The 23,962-nt window shown below is 40.1% G+C and carries 24 protein-coding genes; 1 reads left to right on the plus strand and 23 read right to left on the minus strand.

Annotation, left to right across the window (positions count from 1 at the left end; all coding sequences use genetic code 11):
* Nucleotides 1-17 precede the first annotated feature (17 nt).
* The 23 genes from HXT26_RS05750 to HXT26_RS05860 all read right to left on the minus strand — a co-directional run bounded on the left by HXT26_RS05750 (nt 18) and on the right by HXT26_RS05860 (nt 22,422).
* Entirely contained in the window at nt 18-1,451 is a 1,434-nt protein-coding gene (locus HXT26_RS05750) for an amino acid permease (RefSeq protein ID WP_100066591.1), read from the minus strand.
* 225 nt (nt 1,452-1,676) lie between these two features.
* The gene (locus HXT26_RS05755) at nt 1,677-4,358 is read right to left on the minus strand and encodes an ABC transporter permease (RefSeq protein ID WP_241760345.1); all 2,682 of its coding nucleotides are present in this window, start codon (nt 4,356-4,358) and stop codon (nt 1,677-1,679) included.
* 85 nt (nt 4,359-4,443) lie between these two features.
* Complete coding sequence (locus HXT26_RS05760; protein WP_004105770.1) at nt 4,444-5,145, minus strand: ABC transporter ATP-binding protein; 702 nt, start codon at nt 5,143-5,145, stop codon at nt 4,444-4,446.
* A gap of 109 nt (nt 5,146-5,254) precedes the next feature.
* Entirely contained in the window at nt 5,255-5,875 is a 621-nt protein-coding gene (locus HXT26_RS05765; protein WP_004105772.1) for a DUF5701 family protein, read from the minus strand.
* A gap of 52 nt (nt 5,876-5,927) precedes the next feature.
* Nucleotides 5,928-6,995 (minus strand): aspartate-semialdehyde dehydrogenase, encoded by a 1,068-nt coding sequence (locus tag HXT26_RS05770; protein WP_012913747.1) that lies wholly within the window; start codon nt 6,993-6,995, stop codon nt 5,928-5,930.
* 84 nt (nt 6,996-7,079) lie between these two features.
* Nucleotides 7,080-7,649 carry an ACT domain-containing protein gene (locus HXT26_RS05775; RefSeq protein ID WP_004105778.1) on the minus strand — a complete coding sequence of 190 codons (570 nt, stop codon included), beginning with the start codon at nt 7,647-7,649 and terminating at the stop codon, nt 7,080-7,082.
* 63 nt (nt 7,650-7,712) lie between these two features.
* The gene (locus HXT26_RS05780; protein WP_422111980.1) at nt 7,713-8,477 is read right to left on the minus strand and encodes an aspartate kinase; all 765 of its coding nucleotides are present in this window, start codon (nt 8,475-8,477) and stop codon (nt 7,713-7,715) included.
* Nucleotides 8,478-8,606: 129 nt separating this feature from the next.
* Nucleotides 8,607-9,215, minus strand: coding sequence for a recombination mediator RecR (recR, locus tag HXT26_RS05785; protein WP_004105782.1), 609 nt, complete (start codon nt 9,213-9,215; stop codon nt 8,607-8,609).
* A 6-nt stretch (nt 9,216-9,221) separates the two neighbouring features.
* The gene (locus HXT26_RS05790) at nt 9,222-11,627 is read right to left on the minus strand and encodes a DNA polymerase III subunit gamma and tau (RefSeq protein WP_004574186.1); all 2,406 of its coding nucleotides are present in this window, start codon (nt 11,625-11,627) and stop codon (nt 9,222-9,224) included.
* Nucleotides 11,628-11,733: 106 nt separating this feature from the next.
* Nucleotides 11,734-12,138: an Rv3654c family TadE-like protein gene (locus HXT26_RS05795; RefSeq protein ID WP_422111981.1), complete on the minus strand. Its 405-nt coding sequence runs from the start codon at nt 12,136-12,138 to the stop codon at nt 11,734-11,736.
* Nucleotides 12,135-12,515 (minus strand): TadE/TadG family type IV pilus assembly protein, encoded by a 381-nt coding sequence (locus tag HXT26_RS05800; protein ID WP_032835337.1) that lies wholly within the window; start codon nt 12,513-12,515, stop codon nt 12,135-12,137. Before HXT26_RS05800 ends, HXT26_RS05795 begins: the two co-directional genes overlap by 4 nt.
* A gap of 29 nt (nt 12,516-12,544) precedes the next feature.
* A complete protein-coding gene (locus HXT26_RS05805) occupies nt 12,545-12,820 on the minus strand; it encodes a DUF4244 domain-containing protein (RefSeq protein ID WP_004574189.1) in 276 nt (91 codons plus the stop codon).
* A 138-nt stretch (nt 12,821-12,958) separates the two neighbouring features.
* A complete protein-coding gene (locus HXT26_RS05810; RefSeq protein ID WP_064340586.1) occupies nt 12,959-13,606 on the minus strand; it encodes a type II secretion system F family protein in 648 nt (215 codons plus the stop codon).
* A 3-nt stretch (nt 13,607-13,609) separates the two neighbouring features.
* Complete coding sequence (locus HXT26_RS05815) at nt 13,610-14,185, minus strand: type II secretion system F family protein (protein WP_101885838.1); 576 nt, start codon at nt 14,183-14,185, stop codon at nt 13,610-13,612.
* 29 nt (nt 14,186-14,214) lie between these two features.
* On the minus strand, nt 14,215-15,291 hold the full coding sequence (locus HXT26_RS05820; RefSeq protein ID WP_112928849.1) for a CpaF family protein: 1,077 nt from the start codon (nt 15,289-15,291) through the stop codon (nt 14,215-14,217).
* Nucleotides 15,278-16,453, minus strand: coding sequence for an ATPase (locus tag HXT26_RS05825; RefSeq protein WP_422111982.1), 1,176 nt, complete (start codon nt 16,451-16,453; stop codon nt 15,278-15,280). Before HXT26_RS05825 ends, HXT26_RS05820 begins: the two co-directional genes overlap by 14 nt.
* A gap of 123 nt (nt 16,454-16,576) precedes the next feature.
* Entirely contained in the window at nt 16,577-17,944 is a 1,368-nt protein-coding gene (locus tag HXT26_RS05830; RefSeq protein ID WP_012913741.1) for a ClC family H(+)/Cl(-) exchange transporter, read from the minus strand.
* Between the two features lie 39 nt (nt 17,945-17,983).
* A complete protein-coding gene (locus HXT26_RS05835; protein ID WP_004574195.1) occupies nt 17,984-18,394 on the minus strand; it encodes a fluoride efflux transporter FluC in 411 nt (136 codons plus the stop codon).
* Nucleotides 18,394-18,813 carry a fluoride efflux transporter FluC gene (locus tag HXT26_RS05840; RefSeq protein WP_012913740.1) on the minus strand — a complete coding sequence of 140 codons (420 nt, stop codon included), beginning with the start codon at nt 18,811-18,813 and terminating at the stop codon, nt 18,394-18,396. The genes HXT26_RS05835 and HXT26_RS05840 overlap by 1 nt, the downstream gene beginning before the upstream one ends.
* Nucleotides 18,814-18,992: 179 nt before the next feature.
* The gene (locus HXT26_RS05845) at nt 18,993-20,294 is read right to left on the minus strand and encodes an adenylosuccinate synthase (protein ID WP_012913739.1); all 1,302 of its coding nucleotides are present in this window, start codon (nt 20,292-20,294) and stop codon (nt 18,993-18,995) included.
* 116 nt (nt 20,295-20,410) lie between these two features.
* On the minus strand, nt 20,411-21,466 hold the full coding sequence (gene fbaA / locus HXT26_RS05850; RefSeq protein WP_422111983.1) for a class II fructose-bisphosphate aldolase: 1,056 nt from the start codon (nt 21,464-21,466) through the stop codon (nt 20,411-20,413).
* 147 nt (nt 21,467-21,613) lie between these two features.
* The gene (locus HXT26_RS05855; RefSeq protein WP_004574199.1) at nt 21,614-21,955 is read right to left on the minus strand and encodes a chorismate mutase; all 342 of its coding nucleotides are present in this window, start codon (nt 21,953-21,955) and stop codon (nt 21,614-21,616) included.
* A gap of 5 nt (nt 21,956-21,960) precedes the next feature.
* The gene (locus tag HXT26_RS05860; protein WP_004105907.1) at nt 21,961-22,422 is read right to left on the minus strand and encodes an Lrp/AsnC family transcriptional regulator; all 462 of its coding nucleotides are present in this window, start codon (nt 22,420-22,422) and stop codon (nt 21,961-21,963) included.
* A 282-nt stretch (nt 22,423-22,704) separates the two neighbouring features.
* Between HXT26_RS05860 and HXT26_RS05865 the strand changes: the two genes are divergently transcribed.
* The gene (locus tag HXT26_RS05865; protein ID WP_421789088.1) at nt 22,705-23,910 is read left to right on the plus strand and encodes a pyridoxal phosphate-dependent aminotransferase; all 1,206 of its coding nucleotides are present in this window, start codon (nt 22,705-22,707) and stop codon (nt 23,908-23,910) included.
* The last annotated feature ends 52 nt before the right edge of the window (nt 23,911-23,962 follow it).

Raw genomic sequence — 23,962 nt, forward strand, 5'->3', positions numbered from 1 at the left:
TCAAGTAAAGAAGTACCCTACTTCCCCAAAGCTTCAGCTAAATCGCGATTCTGCCAATGCTGATGTAAGGCGCAGTATCCGCCGAACAATACGAGCCACACTAGTCCACCAATTGCAGAAGCTCGTGTATCGTCACTAATAAACAAAGTCACATACACAAAAGCAAAGAACGCTATAGTAATAGAATTCAAAAGCTTATAATGCGGCATAACGAAACCGTCTGGCATAAAATCAGCAGATTCACGGTACTTACGATGCGTAACCATAATCAAAATATAAATCATGATTATCACTGCAGAAGAAGCCGAAGCAAACAAAATAAACGCACCATGAATGCCAGGGATCGAATTAATAATTGGCGAAAGAAGAATCAAAGCAGACGAGAACAAAATCGCGCGAGCAGGAACCTTCGTGCGTGAAACCTTACGCAACTTACCCAAAAGAGGCGAAGGTGACTCAAGCGCAATCTGATACATGTGGCGACCAGCAGAATACAGCAAAGAATTAAGCGCAGAAGAAGCAGCTGTAATAACCACAAAGAACACAAGCGCAGAAGCCCAATGCAATCCTGCGTATTGGAACACCATAATGAATGGTGACATAAATACGCCTTCCGCATTCGTAGCTTTAAACTGTTGCCACGGCACAATAAGCATAATCGCTATAAGAGCGCCAACATAGAAAACTAGTACGCGCACAATAATCTCGTTAATAGCCTTTGGTAAAACCTGACGAGGATTCTTAGTTTCCGAAACAGTCACACCAACAAACTCAATAAGCTGGTACGCATAAAACACCATTTGGAAGCTCATTAAGAAAGAAAGCCATCCGTTTGGCATAAGCGAAAAATTGTTGAAAATATTATCTAATCCAGCGTGACCAGCAGGACTTATTACGCCACCATGCAAAGGAGCTGCAGAGTAATGGTAACCAACTAAAGCCATAACTACGGCTGTAACAATAAGAGCAACAATTAGCGTGATTTTAATCATTGAGAACCAAAACTCAGTTTCCCCAAATAGCTTTACAGCTACCAAATTTATGCACACTAAAGCCGCTAAAAATACTACTTCTATAAGCCATTTCCAATGACTTACGTCAATATCGAAAGTTTGGAAGAATGTGACGCAATACGTACTAACTGCCGTAATTTCGCTCATACCAATAAGTACAAGCACAAACCAATACGACCATCCAGCAAAATTACCCCAACCTCTGCCAAGATAACGCGTAATAAAACTAATAAAAGTATGCTGGTTTGGATCCTTGTACATTAGCTCACCAATACCACGCATCAGCAGGAACATAATCAAGCCCACAATAATGTAAACGAATACAATACTCGGACCTGTTAAGCTAATTGATTTTCCAGAACCAAGGAACAAACCTGTTCCAATTGTGCCGCCAATAGCAATAAATTGCACATGACGCTTGGTAAGACTACGCTCCATTTGGTTTGTATTGCTACTTGCATTTTCTTGCGCAGATACGCTAGAAGATTGATTATGAGAAGATGTGCTATTGTGCGTCTCTGTAGATTCTGTTTGTTTAGAACCTACATTAATGTCACTATTCACAGTCTCACTCATTATTACAACTCCGTTCCTTAATAGCCACGAATTTCTAATTTTATAGGAACCCTTAACTATTCATTACGCATTCCACAATTCGCGCAACTATTCCACACTTTTAAGTGAGCTTACTGGATCTATGCGATCCAAAGCTGGGTTGGTAGCCCATTGCACAATTAACGCAAAAATTAGTGTTGCAACGCCAGCAATGCAATAGCTTAAAGGAGCTACTTCAACTTCAAAATACAAAGACGGCATACGAAGCGCGCTAGTCAACAATCCTGCAATAAGCCTTCCTAATGGCAATCCAACTGCAATGCCGATAACAGTTAAGGTAAGCATTTCTTTATGCACATAGGAATGAACTTCTCTACGATAAAAACCAAGAACTTTCAGCGTAGCCATTTCGCGAGTACGTTCCGAAATATTAGTACTTGCAAGAGTAAAAAGCACAGCTAAAGCTAAGCCAGCAGCCAAAGTTACGATTAAAGCAACAACAGCATTCATAAGATCAAAACTAAAAGCATGCTTCATACGCGTAATATTCATAACAGCAAGCACACCGTCACGTTCAGAAACCTTGTCAGCATATTTAATTTTATTATTATCGCTACCGCGCAAACGCAAAATTAACGCATTATGTTTCAGAAGCTTACTGTTTTCACCATTAAATAAGCGTTCGTAGCAACGTTCAGTCATGTAAATATTAGAACCGATAAGATTACGAACAATAGCTTTAACTTTAACCTTCGCACGTTTAAAACTAGTATTCGTCACATTAATTTCGCTACCACGAGTAATGTCCAGAGATGCAGCAGCGCTTTGAGAAAGCAACGGACCTTCATCCGTAAGTTTAATAGTTTGCAAATTATTGTTCACATCCTGCAAATTTACAAGATGAGACAAAGCTTTTGTGTCTTTTACAACAATCAACTGCACGCTTTCCGCATCCTCAACATGACGACTATTCGACTTATTTGATTGGCTTTTAGCTATTTCTCCAGAGCCCACATAAGCCGGAAGTATAGTTTCTACTTTATTGTTTGACTTGTCTTGCTCAACGCTTTTCTTCATATTTTGGAAAGATCCTGGAGCCGAGATAGAAATCATATCGTATCGATAAATTCCCTCGTATTGGCGAATACCCAAGGTCGCAACAGTATCGTTCAAAGCAAGACCGCAAACAATAAGCGCTGTGCAACCAGCAACTCCACCAATAGTCATGCACAATCTGCCTTTAAATCGCGCCAAATTGCGAACGGTAACCTTATTTAAGAAACTCATTCGCTTCCAAATCCAAGGCAACCTTTCAAGAAGAACGCGAGAACCAGCTTTTGGAGCTTTTGGTCTTAACAAAGCTGCAGGAACTTGCTTTGTTTCTCGCCAACTAACAACGATTGTGCATATTGCAACAGGAATCACAAATGCTAGCACACACAAAGAGCCATATAGCCAGTCATACTTCAACCTAACGTCTGGCACAGCGTATAAACCACGCAAGATTTTTAGTAAAAGTGAAGGGATTGCAAGAAAACCCATAATATCGCCAATTCCGCCGCCAACAAAGCACGCAAATATCGCGAAGAAAGCATGTCTTGTTACTGCAGTAGAACGACCGTATCCCAAACTTAAGTATGTACCAATAAGCCCTCGCTCTTCTTCAACCATACGAGCCATAGCAGTTAAACTCATCATCATTGCTACAACAAGAAATACCGCTGGGAAAGCGTATCCAAGTGACTGTATTGAAGCAACGTCAGAACGCAAACTTGCATAACTATCGTTAGCTATGCGAGTAGATATATGCCATTGAGCTTGAGGAACACGTTTTTGAATCTCTGACTTAATTTGTTTACAAATTTGCTTTTTTGCTTGCTCTTTAACAAAATTTGGAGCGCGCTGAAGCCTAGGATCATTTGCAATAATATTTTTTAATTCTAAATTAACTTGTTTGTCGATAATTTGATTACGTCGAGCTTTTTCGCGTTTAGATTGCACGAGTTCCTGAATCTGTTCAGATGCATCGTCAACAATGCCACGATAATCTTTAGAAAAAACATTGACACGTTGAGCATCATTCAAACGCACCGACATTGCTGTATACGGCAAGCTAGTCACGTTATCAGGAGCAGCAGAAGTAAATATTGGGTATCTAGACGTCACAGAGTTACGAAATGCTTTAGATTGATAGCCATCAGGATTGTTTAAATCGTTGCTATCTAGCACGCTACCAGTTATGCGCAAACGATAAGTTTTAGACTTTGAATTAGAAGAACCAAGACTTCCAACGCCCGCATTTTGCTGCACGTTGACTACTATCACATTGCCAATGCTCAATCCACTATCGTGTAAAAATCGCTGAGTTACAACAGCTTCACTATTATTTTTAGGCATGTTGCCCTTAAGCAAATGCAAGCGATTAAGATTTTTTTGTGATTCTACATAATGCACGAAATTCATTGCGTATGAAGACTTTGCATCATCTGTTGCGTGCGCTGTTGCTTTCCAAGAACGCTCTGCTTCAACTTCACTCACACTTGGCAACGCGCGTAATGCTGCAACATCGTCTTTAGTTAAACCAAGAGTAGATACGATTTGCAAATCATAAGCATGCAATTTCGCATACATATCGTTAGTAGCGAGAAACATGTCGTTGCATCCTGCATAAATACCAGTCATAACAGCAACGCCAAGCATTGCAATAACCGCAAGAACGCAAAAGCGGCGCCATTCGCGAACCCACATTCTAATTGCGCTAATAAATACTATTGGCAGCAACGAATGCATGCGCTTAACTTCACCACCATTATTGGCATTTTTATTATCAGATTGCTTTGAAACTGCTGCTACTTTCCGCATAACAACCACCTAATCACCACTCAATATCGGCTATAGCCATAGGATGTTCTTGCACAGTTTCGTCTACAACTTTTCCAGAACGGAAACGAACAACTTTGTGAGCCATCGGAGCAATGGCAGCATTATGAGTAATAATCAGCACTGTCATGCCTTCAGTTCGGCAAATATCTTGCAATAATTGCAATACTGCCTTACCTGTTTCATAATCCAAAGCACCAGTAGGCTCGTCACATAGCAATAGTTTAGGTTTTTTAGCAAGAGCGCGCGCAATAGATACGCGTTGCTGCTCACCGCCAGAAAGTTGCGCTGGGAAATTATGAAGCCTTTCTTTCAAGCCAACATCAATAAGCGTTTGAGCAGGGTCAAAATGATCTGCACAAATTTGCGAAGCTAGCTCTACGTTTTCAAGAGCAGTTAAATTTGGAACTAAATTATAAAATTGAAAAACAAAACCAATGTCTTCTCTGCGGTAGCGAACCAAATTACGACCTTTTAGCTTAGTAACATCGCAATCGCCAACAACAACACGACCGCTTGTCGCAGTATCCATACCGCCCAAAATATTTAATGCTGTAGTTTTTCCAGCGCCAGATGCACCTAAGATTACTGTAAGCTCACCGCTTTGTGCAGTAAAACTGGCATCATCTAAAGCTCGCACAGCACCAGAACCTGATGGGTATTCTTTCACTACATGATCAAAAGTTATATATGCCACAATGCACCTTCACAATATGAGAAACTATAAAAATTCAACTTCTCTTTATTTGTATTATCTACCGTTATATTTCGTACTATTTTACTAAATGAGCGCAAAATTCGCTAACTTACTTCAGCGACGACACTCCACATCTTTCCATGCAATATGCATTACCAAGCCAAGTATGACGAGAATTTGGCCAAACAGCACCTAAACGCGGAGCACACTGACTCATCCATATACTTGGCACACGCCCATCTGCGCTTTGCGAACCAAGCAAATTAAATCCATTCTTGCTTTCAAGCCAATCTGGATGCTGTGTTGCAATAGCAAGCCCTTCCTCAAGAGTAAGAGGCAAACGTTCATCAGAATCAATAAGCTTACGAGCGACATCAGGCTCTCGATTCAAATACGATGAGCCAGTATGTGGATCGACGACTATATAGAACGGGCCTTTAGGAAACTCATACCCGTCTTTGGGAAGAAAACTTATGATATCTCGCGGAGGCATAGTGGTGAATCCAGCCATGCGATTAATACTCGTACGAGAAATCAACGATTCAGGCGAAACTAATTCACGCGTAGGAACCAATAAAATATTCGCACCTAAACTACTATTTTCAAGCGCACACAATATAGGATTTGCCAACTTACGAAAAGCATCGGCACTCATATCAGCCACATCTGGATACCCAAGTGCCACTATACGATCGAGTTGCTGCTGTATTTCTTCAGATGCTATTGACATAATTCCAGTTTACGCAAAATCTTACATAATCGCGAGCGCAATATAACCATAATTAGTTTAGGAAATTACGCTTTTTAGCAATAATTTCAGCCAATTGCACAGCATTTAGTGCAGCACCTTTTCGCAAATTATCGTTAGTGATGAAAAGTGCCAATCCCTTATTTCCATCGATCGCTTGGTCTTGCCTAATTCTACCAACATAACTTGCAGACTTTCCTGCCGCTAGCTGAGGAGTAGGAATATCGTTAAGCTCAACTCCTTCAGCCTTGCTTAATACTTCGCGAGCCATGTCTGGAGTTACATCATGCTCAAACTCAGCGTTTACACTCATGCCGTGACCAGTGAAAACACCTACGCGCACACAAGTACATGAGGCTGCAAGATTTGGCAAATGCAAAATCTTACGGCTTTCATTGCGCAATTTTTGTTCTTCGTCAGTTTCTTCAGAACCGTCATCAACTATTGAACCGATAAAAGGCACTACATTAAAAGCAATAGTACAAGCAACTTTTGTAGGTTCAGGGAAATCTATTGCACTACCGTCGAAAACGAGTTTATCTGCTCCTTGGTTTAATGCAGCTTGAGCCTCATTCATGAGTTGCAAAGCACCGGCTCGACCGGCGCCAGAAACAGCTTGGTAAGACGAAACAATTAAACGTTTTAATCCAAAAGCATCAGCAAGCGGCTTTAATACAGGCATGCAAGCCATAGTTGTGCAATTTGGATTTGCTACTATTCCTCTTGGAATAGTATCTAAATCTTCAGGGTTTACTTCCGCAACTACCAAAGGCACATCGTTATGCATACGCCATTGCGAAGAATTATCTACTACAATTGCGCCAGCTTCAGCGAATTTCGGAGCCCAAATTTTTGAAGTTCCGCCGCCTGCAGAAAAAATAGCTATGTCAATTCCGTGCAAATCTGCTTTTTCTACATCTTCTACGACTACGTCTTTGCCACGATATTGCAAAACTGTGCCAGCAGAATGAGCGGAAGCCATAAAACGTAAATCTTTTATTGGAAAATCGCGCTCGTCAAGCACTCGACGCATTACCATACCAACTTGGCCAGTTGCGCCAAGTACTGCCACGTTCACGCCTTTTTCGTTGATAATTGTCATCGAGACTCCCCTAAAAGTAAGTACGTATAATTTCTACAGTTTTTACAATTCTACAATTTAGTTAATTTAATAATTTAAATTGCTTCAGCGCCCGCTTCCGCCGTACACTACTGCTTCAACCTGGCTTGCGTCCAAACCGTAAGCAGTATGCAAAGCACGAACAGCTTCATCAATTTGTTCAACAGGAACCATGGCAGCAATACGAATTTCCGAAGTAGAAATCATCAAAGTATTTATACCATGTTCACTTAGCGCAGTGAAGAAGGTAGCAGCTAGACCTGAATGTGTTTTCATACCAACGCCAACAACAGCTACTTTTCCTACTACTGGAACGACATCCATAGAAGTAAATTTCAATTCATCATGCGCTTCTTCTAGAACTTTACGGACTGCTTCCATTGACGCTCCTGGAGCAGTAATAGAAATATCTGCTGTACCAGTAGAAGCACTTGCTTGCGCAATCATGTCAATATTTACATTTGCTTTTGCAAGAGTTGTAAATACTTTCGCAGCCATACCAGGAATATCTGGAATACCACGAACCGTAATCATTGCCTCACTGCGATCATGAGCAACGCCAGAAATAACAGGAGTTTCCGGACCTAAATCAGGAAATAAATCGCCCATAGTCGAAAGAATATCGTGGTTTACCATTGTTACCGCCTTTAAGCTCGAAGATTATTTGACATTATCTATTAATATTTAGTTTCGTATTTTCTAACTCAGATTAGGCAAATCGTTCGGATTAATATTATTTGGAACTATAAGCGTTCCGTTCCTATGTGAGAATGAACTTCTAACATGAAGAGGCATACCAAAACGCTGCGCGTACTCAACACAACGCAACGCAAGTACGCGCGAACCGCAAGATGACATTTCAAGCATCGAATCATAATCGATTACAGGAATACGTTTTGCAGTTGGTACAATACGTGGGTCTGCAGTAAATACTCCATCTACATCCGTGTAAATCTCACATATATCAGCACCTAAAGCAACCGCAAGAGCTACAGCTGAAGTATCCGAACCACCTCTACCGAGAGTCGTGTCATCTCCAACTTCGTTAATTCCTTGGAACCCGGCAACAATTGCAACACTGCCTTTGCTAAGAGCTCTTCTGACACGATCAGGCTTAACCGCACGAATATGCGCAGCTCCAAACTGAGCATCTGTCATAAATCCAGCTTGAGAACCAGTAAAAGAATAAGCATGCGATCCTTGAGCATGAATAGCCATTGCAAGCAAACTCATAGAAATTCGTTCGCCTGCTGTCATAAGCATATCCATTTCGCGAGCAGGAGGATGAGTATTTACACTCATTGCTTGATCAATTAAATCGTCAGTTGTATCTCCCATCGCTGAAACTACAACAGCAACATCATTGCCTTCTGCTTTTGTAGAAAGAATGCGTTTGGCAACACGTTGTATGGAATCCGTATCCGCTACAGAAGAACCACCGTATTTCTGTACGATAAGCGCCAATTTTTACCCCTTGCTCATGTCAATATTGATAAACGCACAGGATATGCCGAATAATGGCTTCGATATCAGACTACCAACTATGCCCTATTTATTGATAATGACTTGTGCGCATAAAAACAATATTCAAAATTACACAGATTGACGACCAGAAAATGCACGACCTAAAGTGATCTCATCCGCATACTCTAAATCTCCACCAACAGGCAATCCACTTGCCAAGCGAGTAACTTTAATTCCTAGAGGATCGAGCAATCGAGCCAAATACGTAACAGTCGCTTCACCTTCTATATCAGGATCAAGCGCAAGAATAATTTCTTGAACTTTTGCATCTTTAAGACGTTCAAGTAATTGCGTAATTGCTAAGTCCCCAGGCCCAACATTTGCCATTGGGTTAATTGCACCACCAAGAACATGATAAACACCTGAATACTCATGAGTTCGCTCAATACTCATAATGTCTTTAGGTTCTTCAACTACGCAAATTTTGCTATGATCACGCCGAGGATCTGCGCATACTATGCAAGGACTCTGCTCGCATACGTTTCCGCATACATCACAAAAACGCACACTTTCTTTCATGTTATTAATTGCGTCTATTAGCTCTTGAACATCTTTATCCGAGGAAGAAAGTAAGTAAAACGCAATACGCTGAGCGCCTTTAGGTCCAATCCCTGGAAGCTTTGAAAATGCTTCAATTAAGCGACCAATTGCTCCATCATATGACGATGAATTATGCACTGTAAACTACTCCTCTTGCTTTTTCTTAACGCTCATAATCGCATTTTTAGGATTTTTAGGATCAGTAGAAGCAAATTCTTCAACAGATTTAACTTCAAAAATTTGTTTAAGCTCATCAGTGCTTACAGATGTTGCTGATTCTAATGAAGCATCGTCCATTGAACATTCGTCAGCAGTAGCTCCATTCGTAGGAGAAACAGTAGTCTGAATTGATTCAGCAGACAATTCTGAAGTATTAGTTGCATTCTGAACTTGAGACTGTAGTTTATCTTGATCCAAGACACCAGAAATAGCTTCATCTTGGTTATGAGAATGCGAACTCTTCTGTATTGTAATCTCGTCATCATGATTCATAGGCTCATCTTCAATAGAAGAGCCTTTAGAAGAAGACTCTTCAGAAGAAGAGTTTTCTGGCATTGCAATCACATCCGACATAGGCATAGACGACATGTCTGCCCAAACATCATCATCCGCATTCGCAACATCACTTAACTCATCCGCAGTATTTTCAGAAGCTACTGATGCTGCGGAGCCATCAGCGCCACTAAAACCCGAAGATTCTTTTTTAGTAGGATTTTTATTTATTCCGCTGCTATCAGAATCAGTTTTATTACTAAAACCAGCAGATATACCTGTTTTACGCAATAAAATATCGCGCTTAACTTTTGCAAGCTTCTGCGGATCCATTCGAGCAACAGATTCTACTTGTTCACCATTAGCAGCAACTGGTGCAGGAGCAATCATTACTTGCGTGCCAAATATCTCATGCACTTCATTCATTACTACTTTTGGCACTTTTTGTCCATCATATGGAGAAGTAGTGCATACTGCGAGCGCAAACGCATGTTGACTCATAGGCTCATTAAAAGTCAAAATAAGACGCTGTCGACCTGATTGTGCTGAAGTAAGTTGCACTGTAGGAACATACTCACGAGTTACATACTCACGTACGTCATCAGGCAATTTTGAAACTACTTTATCCCACATTGCATCAGTATCCATGGAATCATTCTTTGAATTAGCATTATGCGCATCGTTCAAAAACACTTTTTTAGATTCCGTTTCTTTTGTGTTTGTAGCAGATTGCGTTTCTGCTTTAGCAATAGGAGATGCTGTAGTTTCAGAAGGTAGTGAAGAATTTGAAGTACTATTATTCTCACTATCTGCAGAAACATATTTCTTATTGCTTGTAGAACCTACGAAATGAGCACCAGAAGATACTTTATTTTGAATATTCTGCGTAGAAGTGGAAATATTTTGTTGTTGCACGTTATTGATGCGCAAATTAGTTGCAACAGTATTTGAAGTTTCGCTGTCTGCAAGCAAACGAGCAACTAAAATTTCCAAATTCATGCGAGGAGAAATTGCACTAGCCATTGCACTTAAAGCATCATTAATTGTTTGAGCCATACGTGCTAAATCATGCAATGTCATGCTTGCAGATTGCTTATTCAATATTTCCAAATCTTCTGGAGAAACATCATTAAGTAAGCTTGAAGCCGCTTTAGGACCTGCAGATACCATAAGCAACAAATCACGAACTCTACCTAATAAATCTTCTACAAACTTACGAGTATCGTAACCTCCAACAATAACGCGACGAACTACATCGTATATCGAAGCACCATCATGATTAATAAGATCGTCAATGAATTCGCTAATCAATGAATTAGGCGTAAAACCTAATAAAGCAACCGCAGAATCCAAAGAAATTGAACCATCAACAGCACCCACCATAAGCTGATCGAGCACAGATAACGTATCTCGCATTGATCCCGCACCAGCGCGCATAACAAGGCGAAGAACTCCCGGCTGCGGCAGAATACCTTCCTTTTTGCAAATATCTTCAAGATATGGAGACATTACCTCTGGAGGCACAAGTCTGAAAGGATAATGGTGTGTACGCGAGCGAATAGTGCCAATAACTTTATCCGGCTCAGTGGTAGCAAAAATAAACATTACATGCTCAGGCGGCTCTTCTACAATCTTAAGCAAAGCATTAAAACCTTGCTGTGTAACCATATGAGCTTCGTCGAGAATGAAAATCTTATAACGGTCACGAGCAGGAGCGAAACCAGCACGCTCACGCAACTCTCTAGCATCATCGACACCGTTATGGCTTGCAGCATCAATCTCTACAACGTCGATAGAACCTGCACCGCCAGTAGCTAAATCTTTACAGCTTTGGCACTCTCCGCATGGGTGCGAAGTTGGTCCTTTTTCGCAATTAATGCAGCGAGCTAAAATTCGCGCAGAACTTGTTTTACCGCATCCACGTGGTCCAGAAAATAAATATGCATGCGTTATTTTCCCTTGGTCTAATGCTCTAGACAAAGGTATGGTAACCTGATCCTGCCCAATAACACCATCAAACGTGTCAGGACGATATCTACGATACAGTGCAAGTGCCATGTTTCCTAACCTACCGCGACCTAACTATTTCCCCGATATATCTTAGTTAAGACTATCAGCAGCCGCCACCCGACTGCTGATATTTATATTCGTTTTTTGCTACTTACTACTTATTGCAATCTTCTAGTCCTGCTCTAGCAGAAACTTCCACGTTAGAAGCAAATGGAATATTCAGCCCAACAGAAATACGAACAGTTACATCATTACTAGTAGAGTTGCAAGATTTCAAAAAAGCATTGCTTGAAGCAACAGTACGCGCAACAACCTCACACGCATTATCCTCCATCCTTTGCAACGCAGAAGCACCAGATAAAGCAGCAGAAGTTGCAACAGCATAAGCTTGATGTTTAGCTCCGAGAACATTACATAAAATAGCAGAAAGCACTAGTATTGAGCAGACTGCGATCACTAGCATAATGCCAAGCATAGTGCCAGAACCGCAGTCGATGCCCTTACATCGCTTATGAATGAAATTTATTGAATGCTTCACAAAATTCTTGCGCCTACTCATACTAAAACCTGGCTTACATGACTTTCCACTAGAGGCGGCAAAATATGAAGAGGATCAGGAATAAGAGGACATTTAACAACAATATTCGCCATATTATTGCTACGACTTATTTTCACCGACGCTCCTTGACCTGCGACCGACTGCACGATACTTGCGGCAGCTTTATCGTCCTTATGAGTCACAAGATAATACGCAACTTGCGCAGCAGCATCATGACAATTCATAGTACATACAACTGCTCTACCTATGCCAATCAATACAAATAACAGTATTAATGCACAAGGCAAAACAATAGAAAATTCAGCAGTTACCGTCCCTCTGTCATAATCACTAATTTTGCGCAACAACCTTTTGCACACAATAACTTTCCGCATCATAAGCTCATTTCATCCGCTAAAGCATGCCGTTAGCCGATTTTCAATGCTTTTTTAACTAAATCTGTCAACGTTGTGCGAACCGTATCTGATTTCAAAATAGCAACTAGCAGTGCAGCAAAACCAGTGGCAGCAATAATAACTACTGCATATTCAGCTGTTACAGCTCCAGAATCCTTATTTTTAAGACCGTCAGCGTACAATTTCCTTTTTTGACACAAACATGACTCAATATTCACTAATTGTTCATTTACTTGAAGCATAGACACAGAGCATCGTGCAACAAGTTTTTGCATTATCCCAACCATCATCTTGTACCTTTCACTTCAAACTATCCGAAATTTTCGGATAGAAATATTATTACAACTTGTTTTGCGAATGAAAATAAAAAAATTGCATTGTGGATAAAAGCTAATTTATTTTTCTAGAAATTTATTTTTAAAAAGCTAGCGCATAAGTGACATAACTGTTGGCAAAATTCCTATGCATATAAAAGATGGCAAAAAACATAATCCAACAGGAAGCAGCAATCGCACAGACAACCTAGAACTTTCTTGTCTAGCAATATTGGCCATATTTCTCTCATAATGTTGAGCAAGTGCAGACAATACAGGAACTGGAGATGAACCATAACACCATGATTCTTTTAAAGATGTCATTAACCATCTAGCTAATATTTCTGAAGAATCTAAGTTTTTACGATTAGTAAATTTTGATTTATTTTCTAATTCAAAATCATCTTGTCTAGTATAAGTAGAAGACCATGCTTCATGCCACGTATCTCCTGCAAGTAAAGCATTGGAAACAGAGCAAAGCCACATGCCTTGACCGCAAGGAAACACTTGCCCAACAGCACTAAGAGCCCTAGTAATAGCAACACCACTACGAAGTGAAACAATAATCATATGTAAACCAAGAAGAGGATCTACATATGAAACTTTTGAATTACGCCATTCGTATTTAAATAGCATAATTTTACTGTTAAAGCGCATACGATTATCTAATGAATCGCACTCTAATTTCAAACTCACCCATTGCCAAACAATTACAACAAACAATGGGATGATAAACAAAAGCTGCTTTGTGGATTCCATAAATCATCCTTCCAGCGAAGCAGCATCCATTGCATGCTGAGATATTTGCAACATAGAACTAACCCACGCCAAACCCAATCCATAACATATTCCACCTATTGTTAATAAAATCCATCCATTTACTGTTGTAATTAACATCAAAATAGGGTGACCACCTAGTAATTCACCAGCAAAAAGAGCCAAAATAGGTAGAGCAGTAAGTAATTTTATTGTTGCTTTTGGCATTGCAGCTACGTCAGCACGTAAATCTTCTGCACGCTTCTGAGCATGATATGACGCTGCCGTAGCTTCCACACATTCTGCCATAGCGCAACCAAGAGTATTACTCAATTCATATGAAGCCATAAGACTTTCAGAAACAGTATGCATATGTTTTTCAAGCTGACGACGTTGAGTCTTATTCATATTGCGCTTCTTTGGAAAACAACGTTCATAAAGCCATTTATAAATAATTTTTGTATTAACTGCATTACTGCAAATACATTGTTGAGACTTAGAGTCACTGTGAACAATCATTGCAAAAGTAGAACCAGAACGTAATGCAGCAATCATTCCAGCAAGAACTTCTTCAATATCCATTTTTACGCTCCAAGCAACACAATCGACTACTAATTATTTGAACTGTCAACACATATGCTGGTCATATTTTCGGGAAGATTCCAATAATTTGAAAACTTAACCCATGCAGGCAAAAATTTCATGACAATACTGCCGTCAATTCCACAAGATAATTGCAAAACGGGAACGCCGCACAGCAACGAAGCGCTAGAAGCGTATTGCAAAATACCGAGTTCTTTGATCATTCGACGCCCGTTAGAGGATCTCTCTACATGAATAACAACATCGAATGCTCCAGCAGCTAAAGCACATAAAGCTGCAGGCTCCAACCCAGCCAATAACCCTAATGCCATAAGACGAGCGGGAACTTTTTCTATTTCATCTGCATGAAGAGTTGTCATTCCACCCTTATGCCCGGAAGTAAACACTCTCAACAAATCAGCAATTTCTTCCCCACGACATTCACCAAGAATAATGCGATCCGGACGCATTCTCAATGTTGCTTTTACTAATTGAGATAAGCCAATTTCTCCTACACCTTCTACATTAGCTTCTCGCGCACTTAACGAAACATGATTTTGTGTCAACTCGCCAAGCTCTCTAATTTCTTCAACAGATACAATACGATCTTCGCAATCAGCAGCAGCCAACAAAGCCTTCATAAGTGTGGTTTTCCCAGATCCAGTACTTCCAGTGATCATTATATTTGCTCGCTTTTTAACTAGAACGCTTAGAATACAAGACAATTCTTTTGGAAACATGCCTTGATCACTCAAAGAAACAAGATCATAACGATTAATTGAAGGAAAACGAATTGACAATGCTGCTCCTTGAGATACAAGTGGCGCTAAAACAGCATGTATGCGAATGCCAGAAGTACTTGAAGCATCAGCAATAGGACACGCATCATCCAGTCTTTTGCCTAATTGTGCACAAAGCCATACAGCATATTCTCTTAACAAAGCAGGGTTGTTAAGCGGAACTCGAGTTGCGCGTTCCTTAAGACCTTGTCCACAATCTACCCACACACGACCAGACTCGCTTACAACCATGTCTGTGACTCTTACGTCATTGGCAAATTCCTGCAGAATTCCAAAATCGATATCACGAATATTATTTACGATCATATTTACCTCTTGAGTATTTCGAACGACGATATTGCGAACGACGATATTTAGTTACAGCATTTTTTGTATTTGATATAACATCTCCGATAAGCCAATTATTTATGCGTTTCATGGTTTCCTTCATTGAAGATGGCACATTTCGAATACCGTAGCCCCCTATAATGTCGGTGTACATGCGAGCATCGTGTTGCAAAGAACCAAGAAATGTAGTTGATAGATATTCAGAAGCTTCATCGATACTTAAAACATAAGATTTTTGCGTTAAACCACGAGGAGGCAATCCCACAACAGCAAATTTGTTGAACTTTACGCCAGAATCACACAAAGTATCTAATTTTTGTAGCAACGCTCTAAACCTTGCTAAATCAAGCACAGATAGCTCAACCGCAGCAAGAGTCGCACTGTCAATAAATTGCGGAATATTACGGTAAGACTTCATAGCAGTCTCGCCAGAACCTATATCTACAATAACTACATCAACAGCATCAGCTAGACCTCTAATAGCAGCCTCTAAAACCCAAGGTTCAGGATATTTACCATGCCATGGAGAAAATGCTAAAACATCCACATTATCCCAATGCAATAGCTCATTGCGCAACACATAGCCATCGCATCTACCTAAGGGAGCATCAACTTCTTGCAACCTGCGACCTTCATCTGATTCCAAACCAAGCAGAACGTCTAAACCGCCATGAGTCAAATCAGCATCTACAAGAGCAACACTATGGCCTTGTTCACTTATATAGCGAGAAAGAATAGATAGAGAAGTGCTTAGCCCAATGCCATCTGCAGCAGACATTCCAACCAAAATATTTTTAGGCAATGGATCTAAAGAATCACGCGCAATAAGATTATCTTCTTCAGCATTATTAAACATACGAGATTTATGCTTAATAGAAATATCTTGCGAGCGTTCAGTATTTTGAAAACTCTCCACATCTTGAGAACTCTTAGGAAAAAGAGTCATCACAGTATGATCGTCAGCTATACATGGCGCAATTTTTATACCATTAGACACAGATTCGTATATAGATTTATCTGCAACTTGAGGAGGATAAACATAACGTTTAACATCTCTAAATGCGCCTACAGCTTCGCCATTGTTATAATTCTTATCAATCTGCTTAACGCCAATTGATTTATTGTTTACACTCATATTCATACTCATGCGCCTATTGAAACGCATATAGCAATGAGTTTTCAACAATATTCATGCAATGTGGTTAAAAGCTCAGGAAATATTAAGAATAAGCAAATATTGCACAAAAATTATCTATAAAAACATCTATTTTACAGAATTTACAGATGGCAATACTAAATCTTTATTAACTTTCATATAGCGTTCAAGTAACTCACCATAAATTGGCTTAGTTTTTAGAATATCTGAAATAAGCAATGCGATAAATGCAGAAGCTGCAACTGGGAGCGTATGAATCATAGTTCCAGACATTTCAACAGTAAGCAAAATCGAAGTGAGTGGAGCTTTTACAGATGCAGACAACGTACCAGCCATAACGCAAACTGCAAACACAGATACAAATTTTGTATCAATGCCAAATGCTGAAACGCTAGTAATCCAGCGCGCAGCAACACCACCTGCGAGCGCACCTACTGCAAGAATAGGCATAAAAATACCGCCAGGAGCACCACAGCCAAAACTTGTAGAAGTAAACAACATTTTTGCCACAAATAGCAAACAAAGCATTGCAAGACTTGCTTTTCCATATTCAGAAAGTCGCACTAAATTAGATCCGCCACCAAGAACTTCAGGCAGGAACAAGCCAACTGGTATTGCAATTAAGCAAGCAATAGCAACAGGCATCCACTTTGGCAAATATCCGTATAATGTTTGCAAACCAAGTAACGAACGATTCATTATCGAGCCTACAAAACCTGCAAAAATACCAAGAGGAATAATCCAAATATGCAAGTTCATCGGCAAATCTGGAATCTGACCAAAATCAAGAACTGGACGCAATCCGAAACAAGTTTGCGAAACAAAATCAGCACATAAAGCAGCTGCAGCAGCTCCTATAAGAACAATTGAAGTTAAGCCGTGCTGAATCTCCTCCATAGCAAACATAACTCCAGAAAGTGGCGCAGAAAACGCAGCAGATAAGCCGGCTGCAGCTCCAGCAGTTACCACATAATGCTCTTTAATATCGTCACGCCTACCTTTACGGAAAATTCGAGACAACATCTGAGCACCACATGCACCTATTTGAATAGATGGACCTTCACGTCCAAGAGACAATCCAAATAAAGAACCAAGTAAACCGCCAACAAAACGCACTGGCAGAATCGTGTGCCATCGCATATTCAAACCGCGATTAACATACCCCACGACTTGAGGAATACCACTTCCAGAAGCCATACTTTCTTTACGACTCATCCAGCCAATAATTAGACCTGCAATTACAGCAAAAATTAAACATGGCAAAATCCACCATGCGTTATGCCGGATTTGTAAATACATCCAACGCGCAAAATCCGTACCGTATTCAATACCAAGCCTGTAAGAAGCTACTAATGAACCAGAAACAGCGCCGACAAATATCCCAGCTAATATTACTTTCCAACGAAGCTGGCAAAAAGTTTTTGATATTTGCTTTAACTTATTGCTTAAAAAGCTCAATGCATTCTTAAACTTCACTACAACTCGATTCTGCGCACAACACTTAACTTCTAAATACTAAATTACGTGCAGTAACAATATTTGCGAAACAATATACCCAACAGAAGCAGCAAAGAATGGAACAATAAGTTCTGCAAAAAGCAAGAACACTCCATCTTTTATGCGCTTTCTTTGAATAAGATCCACACCTTCAAAAATTGCAGTAGAAAACGTGGAAAATCCACCCAAAAATCCCAAAATCATCAAATAAGCAAAACGTACTCCACATATTGCAGCTGCAACCATGAAAACATTAGACACAACACCTATAGCAAATGAAGCAACGCAATTGATAAATAGCGTTGCAACTGGAACTTCGCTTTTATGAGCAGCTGAAATTTTTTTAGTCATTGCGCATCTTAAAACAGCACCTAAACCGCCAAAAAAGCAAGGCAAAATAAACATAATAAAAACGTATAAAGAATTCATCACTTCATCACCTTAGTATTAGCTTCTGCAACAGATCGACTTTGCTTTTTATTCATGCAATTCGCAATTCCTGCTCCAACCCAATTACCAACAAAAGCCATAAAAACGCCAAAAAGCAGCGAAAAAAGCATACCCAAAACAACAAGCGTCATGCGTGGAGCCATAAAAGACATTGCACTTTCAAACGCGAAAGTAGACATAGTCGACAATCCGCCACAAAAGCCTGTTCCTAGCGCATATTTATACAAAGTTTGCTTTTCTTGCGTTAAAGCTTTAACAGATATTGCAGTAACAAGAGCAAAAATAAAGCATGCAATCATATTTGACAAAAAAGTCCCTAAAGTAAGCTGGCCAAATATAAATGATTGTCCGTCTACTTGGTGAATCGTGTGCGCATAAGAAGAAATTACTGCGCGCACGAAAGCTCCACATGTACCACCAATAAAAACTAAAAAGTATAATCGACAATTATTTTTTTTATTTTTTCCGCTTATTTTACTCATTTTCACTCTTTTTGAAATTATCGTCATAAACCAAAACGACACTCCCAATCGAGAAGTGCCGTTTTGCTAAGTTGATCATAAAATAATAAACAATTTCAGTCAGTTAGTGAGTGAACACTAATGATATGATCACGCTGCGGACCAGTTCCAATAGCAGAAATACGGCAATGAGAAAGCTCTTCCAAACGCTTTACATAACTTTGCGTATTTTGAGGCAAATCTTCAAACTTATGGATTTGAGAAATATCCTCATTCCAGCCTGGAAGCATCTCGTATACTGGTTTCGCAGAAGCAAATAGTGATTGATCTACAGGCATTTCTTCCATACGCTGAACTGTTCCATCAGACAAAGCCACATCATAAGCCACGCAAACTGGGATTTCCTTCAAACCAGTCAAAACGTCAAGCTTAGTAAGAACAATATCCGTCAAACCATTTACGCGAGTTGCATAACGGCTTACTACAGAATCAAACCATCCACAACGACGAGGACGACCAGTTGTAACACCATATTCATGGCCTTGCTCACGCAACCAGTCACCCTGCTCATCCAAAAGTTCAGTTGGGAATGGACCTTCACCAACACGAGTAATATACGCTTTCGCTACTCCAATTACGCGCGTAATACGAGTAGGACCAACACCAGTACCCGTGCAAGCGCCACCAGCAGTAGGGTTTGAAGAAGTTACAAACGGATAAGTGCCATGATCGACGTCAAGCATTGTGGCTTGTCCACCTTCAAACAGCACAGTTTTGCCTTCATCCATTGCTTCATTCAATACTAATGAAGTATCAGCAACATATTTCTTCAAGCGTTTGCCAAGCTCCACAAGTTGAGCGGTAACTGCATCAATATCAATAGGATGTTGATTATAAAGTTTTACAAGCATTTGATTCTTTTGATGCAAACTTGCTTCAACTTTGTCGCGCAAGTGATCAGCATTAAATAAATCATGCACTCGAATACCAACACGATTAATTTTATCCGCGTAAGTAGGTCCAATACCACGACCAGTCGTGCCGATCTTGTGTTTACCAAGGAAACGCTCAGTTACTTTATCAATAACTCGATGATACGGAGTAATAACATGCGCGGCTTCGCTCACAAGCAAGCGCGAGCAATCTACACCGCGAGATTCCAAAGCGTCAATTTCTTCAAGCAATACCTCTGGGTCAACAACAACACCATTACCAATTACAGGCGTAACATTAGGGCTGATAATTCCGCTTGGAAGTAAATGTAATGCATAAGATTTATCGCCAACAACAACAGTGTGTCCGGCATTATTACCGCCATTAAAACGTGCGACAATATCAACCTTTGAACCAATTAAATCTGTTGCTTTGCCTTTACCTTCGTCACCCCATTGAGCTCCAATAAGCACAATACCAGGCATGCCGCACCTCCATTTTTGAGCTAACGCTGCTCAAATAAGCACAATTCTTACCTGTTAAGACTATCTCTATGCCACTACCGAATAAGAAAAAGAAATATATAAAATTAAAAAATTTACTATTTCAGTGCTTTACCAGCAGAACCTAACTGCACACAAGCTTCTACTACACGCTGAGCCATGGCTTTTTCGGCTTCACGACCCCAAGATCGAGGATCATATAACTTCTTTTCGCCAACTTCTCCGTCTATTTTAAGAACAGAGTCATAATTACTGAACATGTGACCAGCAATTGCACGAGTAAAAGCATATTGAGTGTCAGTATCTATATTCATTTTAATTACGCCGTAGCGCACAGCTTCAGCAATTTCTTGAGCAGTAGAACCAGATCCGCCATGAAATACCAGCAGGAACGGCTTTTTAGAAGCGCCAAAGGTGCGAGTATCACAAATATTTTGATAGTTCTGATATACAGTTTTTTGGATTTCTTGCAATAATTTAGGATGCAGTTTTACAACGCCAGGCTTATAGGCTCCATGAACGTTGCCAAAAGTAAACGCTGCCATATACCTGCCACGTTCACCCAAGCCAAGCTTATCTACAACACGCAAAGCATCTTCAGGCGTAGAATACAATCTCTCGTCAATATCAGCACGATGCCCGTCTTCTTCTCCGCCAACAGCACCAATCTCAATTTCAAGAATTGTGCGAGATTTTTGCGAAGCGTCAAGCAACTGTTCTGCAACGTCTAGATTATGTTGCAAAGGCACTGTTGAACCATCCCACATATGCGACTGGAATAACGGCTCTTCGCCTTTTTTGACTTGTTCTGTTTCATAAGAAATTAGTGGTTTAATCCAACCATCTAAATATCGCTCAGCACAATGATCTGTATGAAGCGCAATAGTAATATTAGGGTATTGAGCTGCCACTTCGTGCGCAAACTTTGCAAATGCTATTGAACCAACAACACGATTATTGAGAGATTGACCTGAAAAATAAGCAGAACCACCGACAGAAACTTGAATAATGCCATCAGATTCAGCTTGAGCGAACCCCTGCAAAGCTGCATTAAGAGTTTGCGTACTAGTAACATTGATAGCAGGGTATGCGTAGCCACCTCGACTTGCAGCATCAAGCATATGCGCATAACGTTCAACAGTTGCAATAGTCATACTTGTATTATCCGCCTTTATTACTCAGATAGCTATGCATATGCACAAAAACATTACATACTGGTATGCGAAAATCTATCTTCAAAATCTACAAACTGATTGTGATTCTATAGTTCAGCTCAATTAAAATAACAGAAACATCTAATCTCAAAACTGCATTTGCTGATGACGTTTTTTAGCCTCAGTAACAACAAACTCGTGATATTTCAACGCAATCGAAGAATCTAATCCGGCATTTTCCGCAATATTTAGCAAACTTTCTATTTGCTGCTGCTCTCTTTTAGAATCCTCAGGAGCAAATCCAGCTTCAGCCTTCAACTCACCAATTCGTTTCGTAGTTTTAAACCGCTCAGCAAGCAGCGCAATTATTGCATTATCAAAATTATCAACAGATTGACGCAACACAATAATCTCCTCGGCAGCAACTTTGCAACATGTCGTAAGAGATGTATCGCGCGCGTCAACCGTTGTTTCAGAAAAATCACACATATTATTTAATCGAAATATGTTTGCAGAACCATAGTTGTTTCTGTACTGACAGGGACTATGCGATGAATGGTATTAATAAGTTCTTCCAATTTGCTTGGCGTAGCAACACGCACTACCAGCATAAAACTTGGACTACCAGTAATCGAATAGCAAGCTTCAATACCAGAAATATCACGCAATTTGTTAGGTATTGTAGCTTCCTGCCCAAAATCAAGTGGCGTAACAGACACAAATGCACTTACAGGTAAACCACGACGCTCATAGTCAATTAACGCGCGATAACCGGTAATAACACCTTTACGCTCAAGCTTTTGCACTCGAGATTGAACCGCAGAAACAGACAAACCCGAAGCCTTAGCCAAACGAGTTAACGTCGCTCGACCATCATGCTCGAGAATATCAACAATGATTGCATCAGTTGAATCCATAGCTATACTAGTTTCAGCTTTATGAGGATTTCCAGCCATACGTCCTCCATTCTCCAGTCGACGCTGAATTGAGAATCTAAAACGAATCTATGTAGCGCCACATTGCAGTCTCTTTTATGGTACAGTATTTTTTACAGAAAAAGAACAAATTTATTCAAAAAATAATAAAAAATACAAATTATTACGTTAAAAATAATTTTTTCTTTTAACATCAGCCGTAATAGTGTTGTACAATTCGCATAATAAGCGTATAAACGAAACCTATAACCTTTAAAGATTATTCTTATAAAATCAAAACCAACAATCAAAAAGGAGCACAGCATGGCAAAAGTAGCGAAACATGCAATTTCAATACCTCGTTCAGGTATTAGAGATGTATTTGACCGTGTAGAACAAATACCAGACGCTATTTCACTATGCCTAGGAGAACCAGGCGAAACTGCTTCCTCACACATTGTTGAAGCCGCGTGCAACTCATTACGAGAGGGAAAAACAAAATACACAGACGTTTTAGGCATACCGGAATTCCGCGAGGCAGCTGCAAATTATACGAATAGGGTAAAAGGCTTAAACTACAACGCAGACACAGAAATTCAAGCCGTTGACGGCGCTACTATTGGATTATATTTAGCTATTAAATCAGTAATAGATCCGGGAGATGAGGTTATTATTCCGTCTCCATACTTCACATCATACGATGCAGAAGTGCTAATGTGCGAAGGAATTCCAGTAACTGTAGCCCTTAAGCCAGAACATGGAATGCATATTAATGCAGAAGAAATACGCAAAGCTATATCACCACGCACTAAAGCCATCATTATCAATTCTCCATGCAACCCAACCGGTGCTGTAACCACCGCAGAAGAACTCGAAAAAATTGCAAAATTATGCCAAGAATTTGATCTTTGGGTAATTTCTGACGAAGTCTACCATCCATTCGTATTCGCAAGCAATCCAGAAACTGAACCTTGCGGAAATGCTGTAGCACCATCTATTGCAGCAGCTGAAGGAATGCACGAACGAACCATTATTGTAGAAAGTCTATCGAAAACTTACGCAATGACAGGCTGGAGAATTGGATATATTCTTGCACCAAGTCAAGTTATTGAGCAAACCAGCAAAATTGCAGAAATGATGCATTCTTCTGTAAATTCTACCGCACAATATGGCGGCGTGGCTGCATTAACAGGTCCACAAGATCACGTGCGTGAAATGAGAGAAGAGTATCGTACAAAACGTCAGCTTGTTATAGACGGATTGGCAAATTGCAATGCATTGCGTCTTATAGAGCCTCAAGGTGCATTCTACGTTTTTGTTGACGTTCGACCAACTGGTTTAAGTTCAGAAGAATTTAGCAAAAAACTTTTAGATGAAGAAAAAGTTGCTGTTGTACCAGGAGAAGCCTTTGGCGCAGAAGGAAGCGGATTCGTGCGACTCTCTTACGCTGGGAAAGCAGAAGAACTTAAAGAAGGCGTAGCGCGCATAAGCAAATTTGCACTTGCGCAACAAGCTTTACATGCTGCATAAAATATTAGTTATTAATAAATATAAATATAAATAAAATTATTGCCCCTTGGTA

Origin of the sequence: Gardnerella sp. DNF00497B, assembly GCF_049262725.1 — a bacterium.
In the GTDB taxonomy this organism is placed as follows: domain Bacteria; phylum Actinomycetota; class Actinomycetes; order Actinomycetales; family Bifidobacteriaceae; genus Bifidobacterium; species Bifidobacterium leopoldii.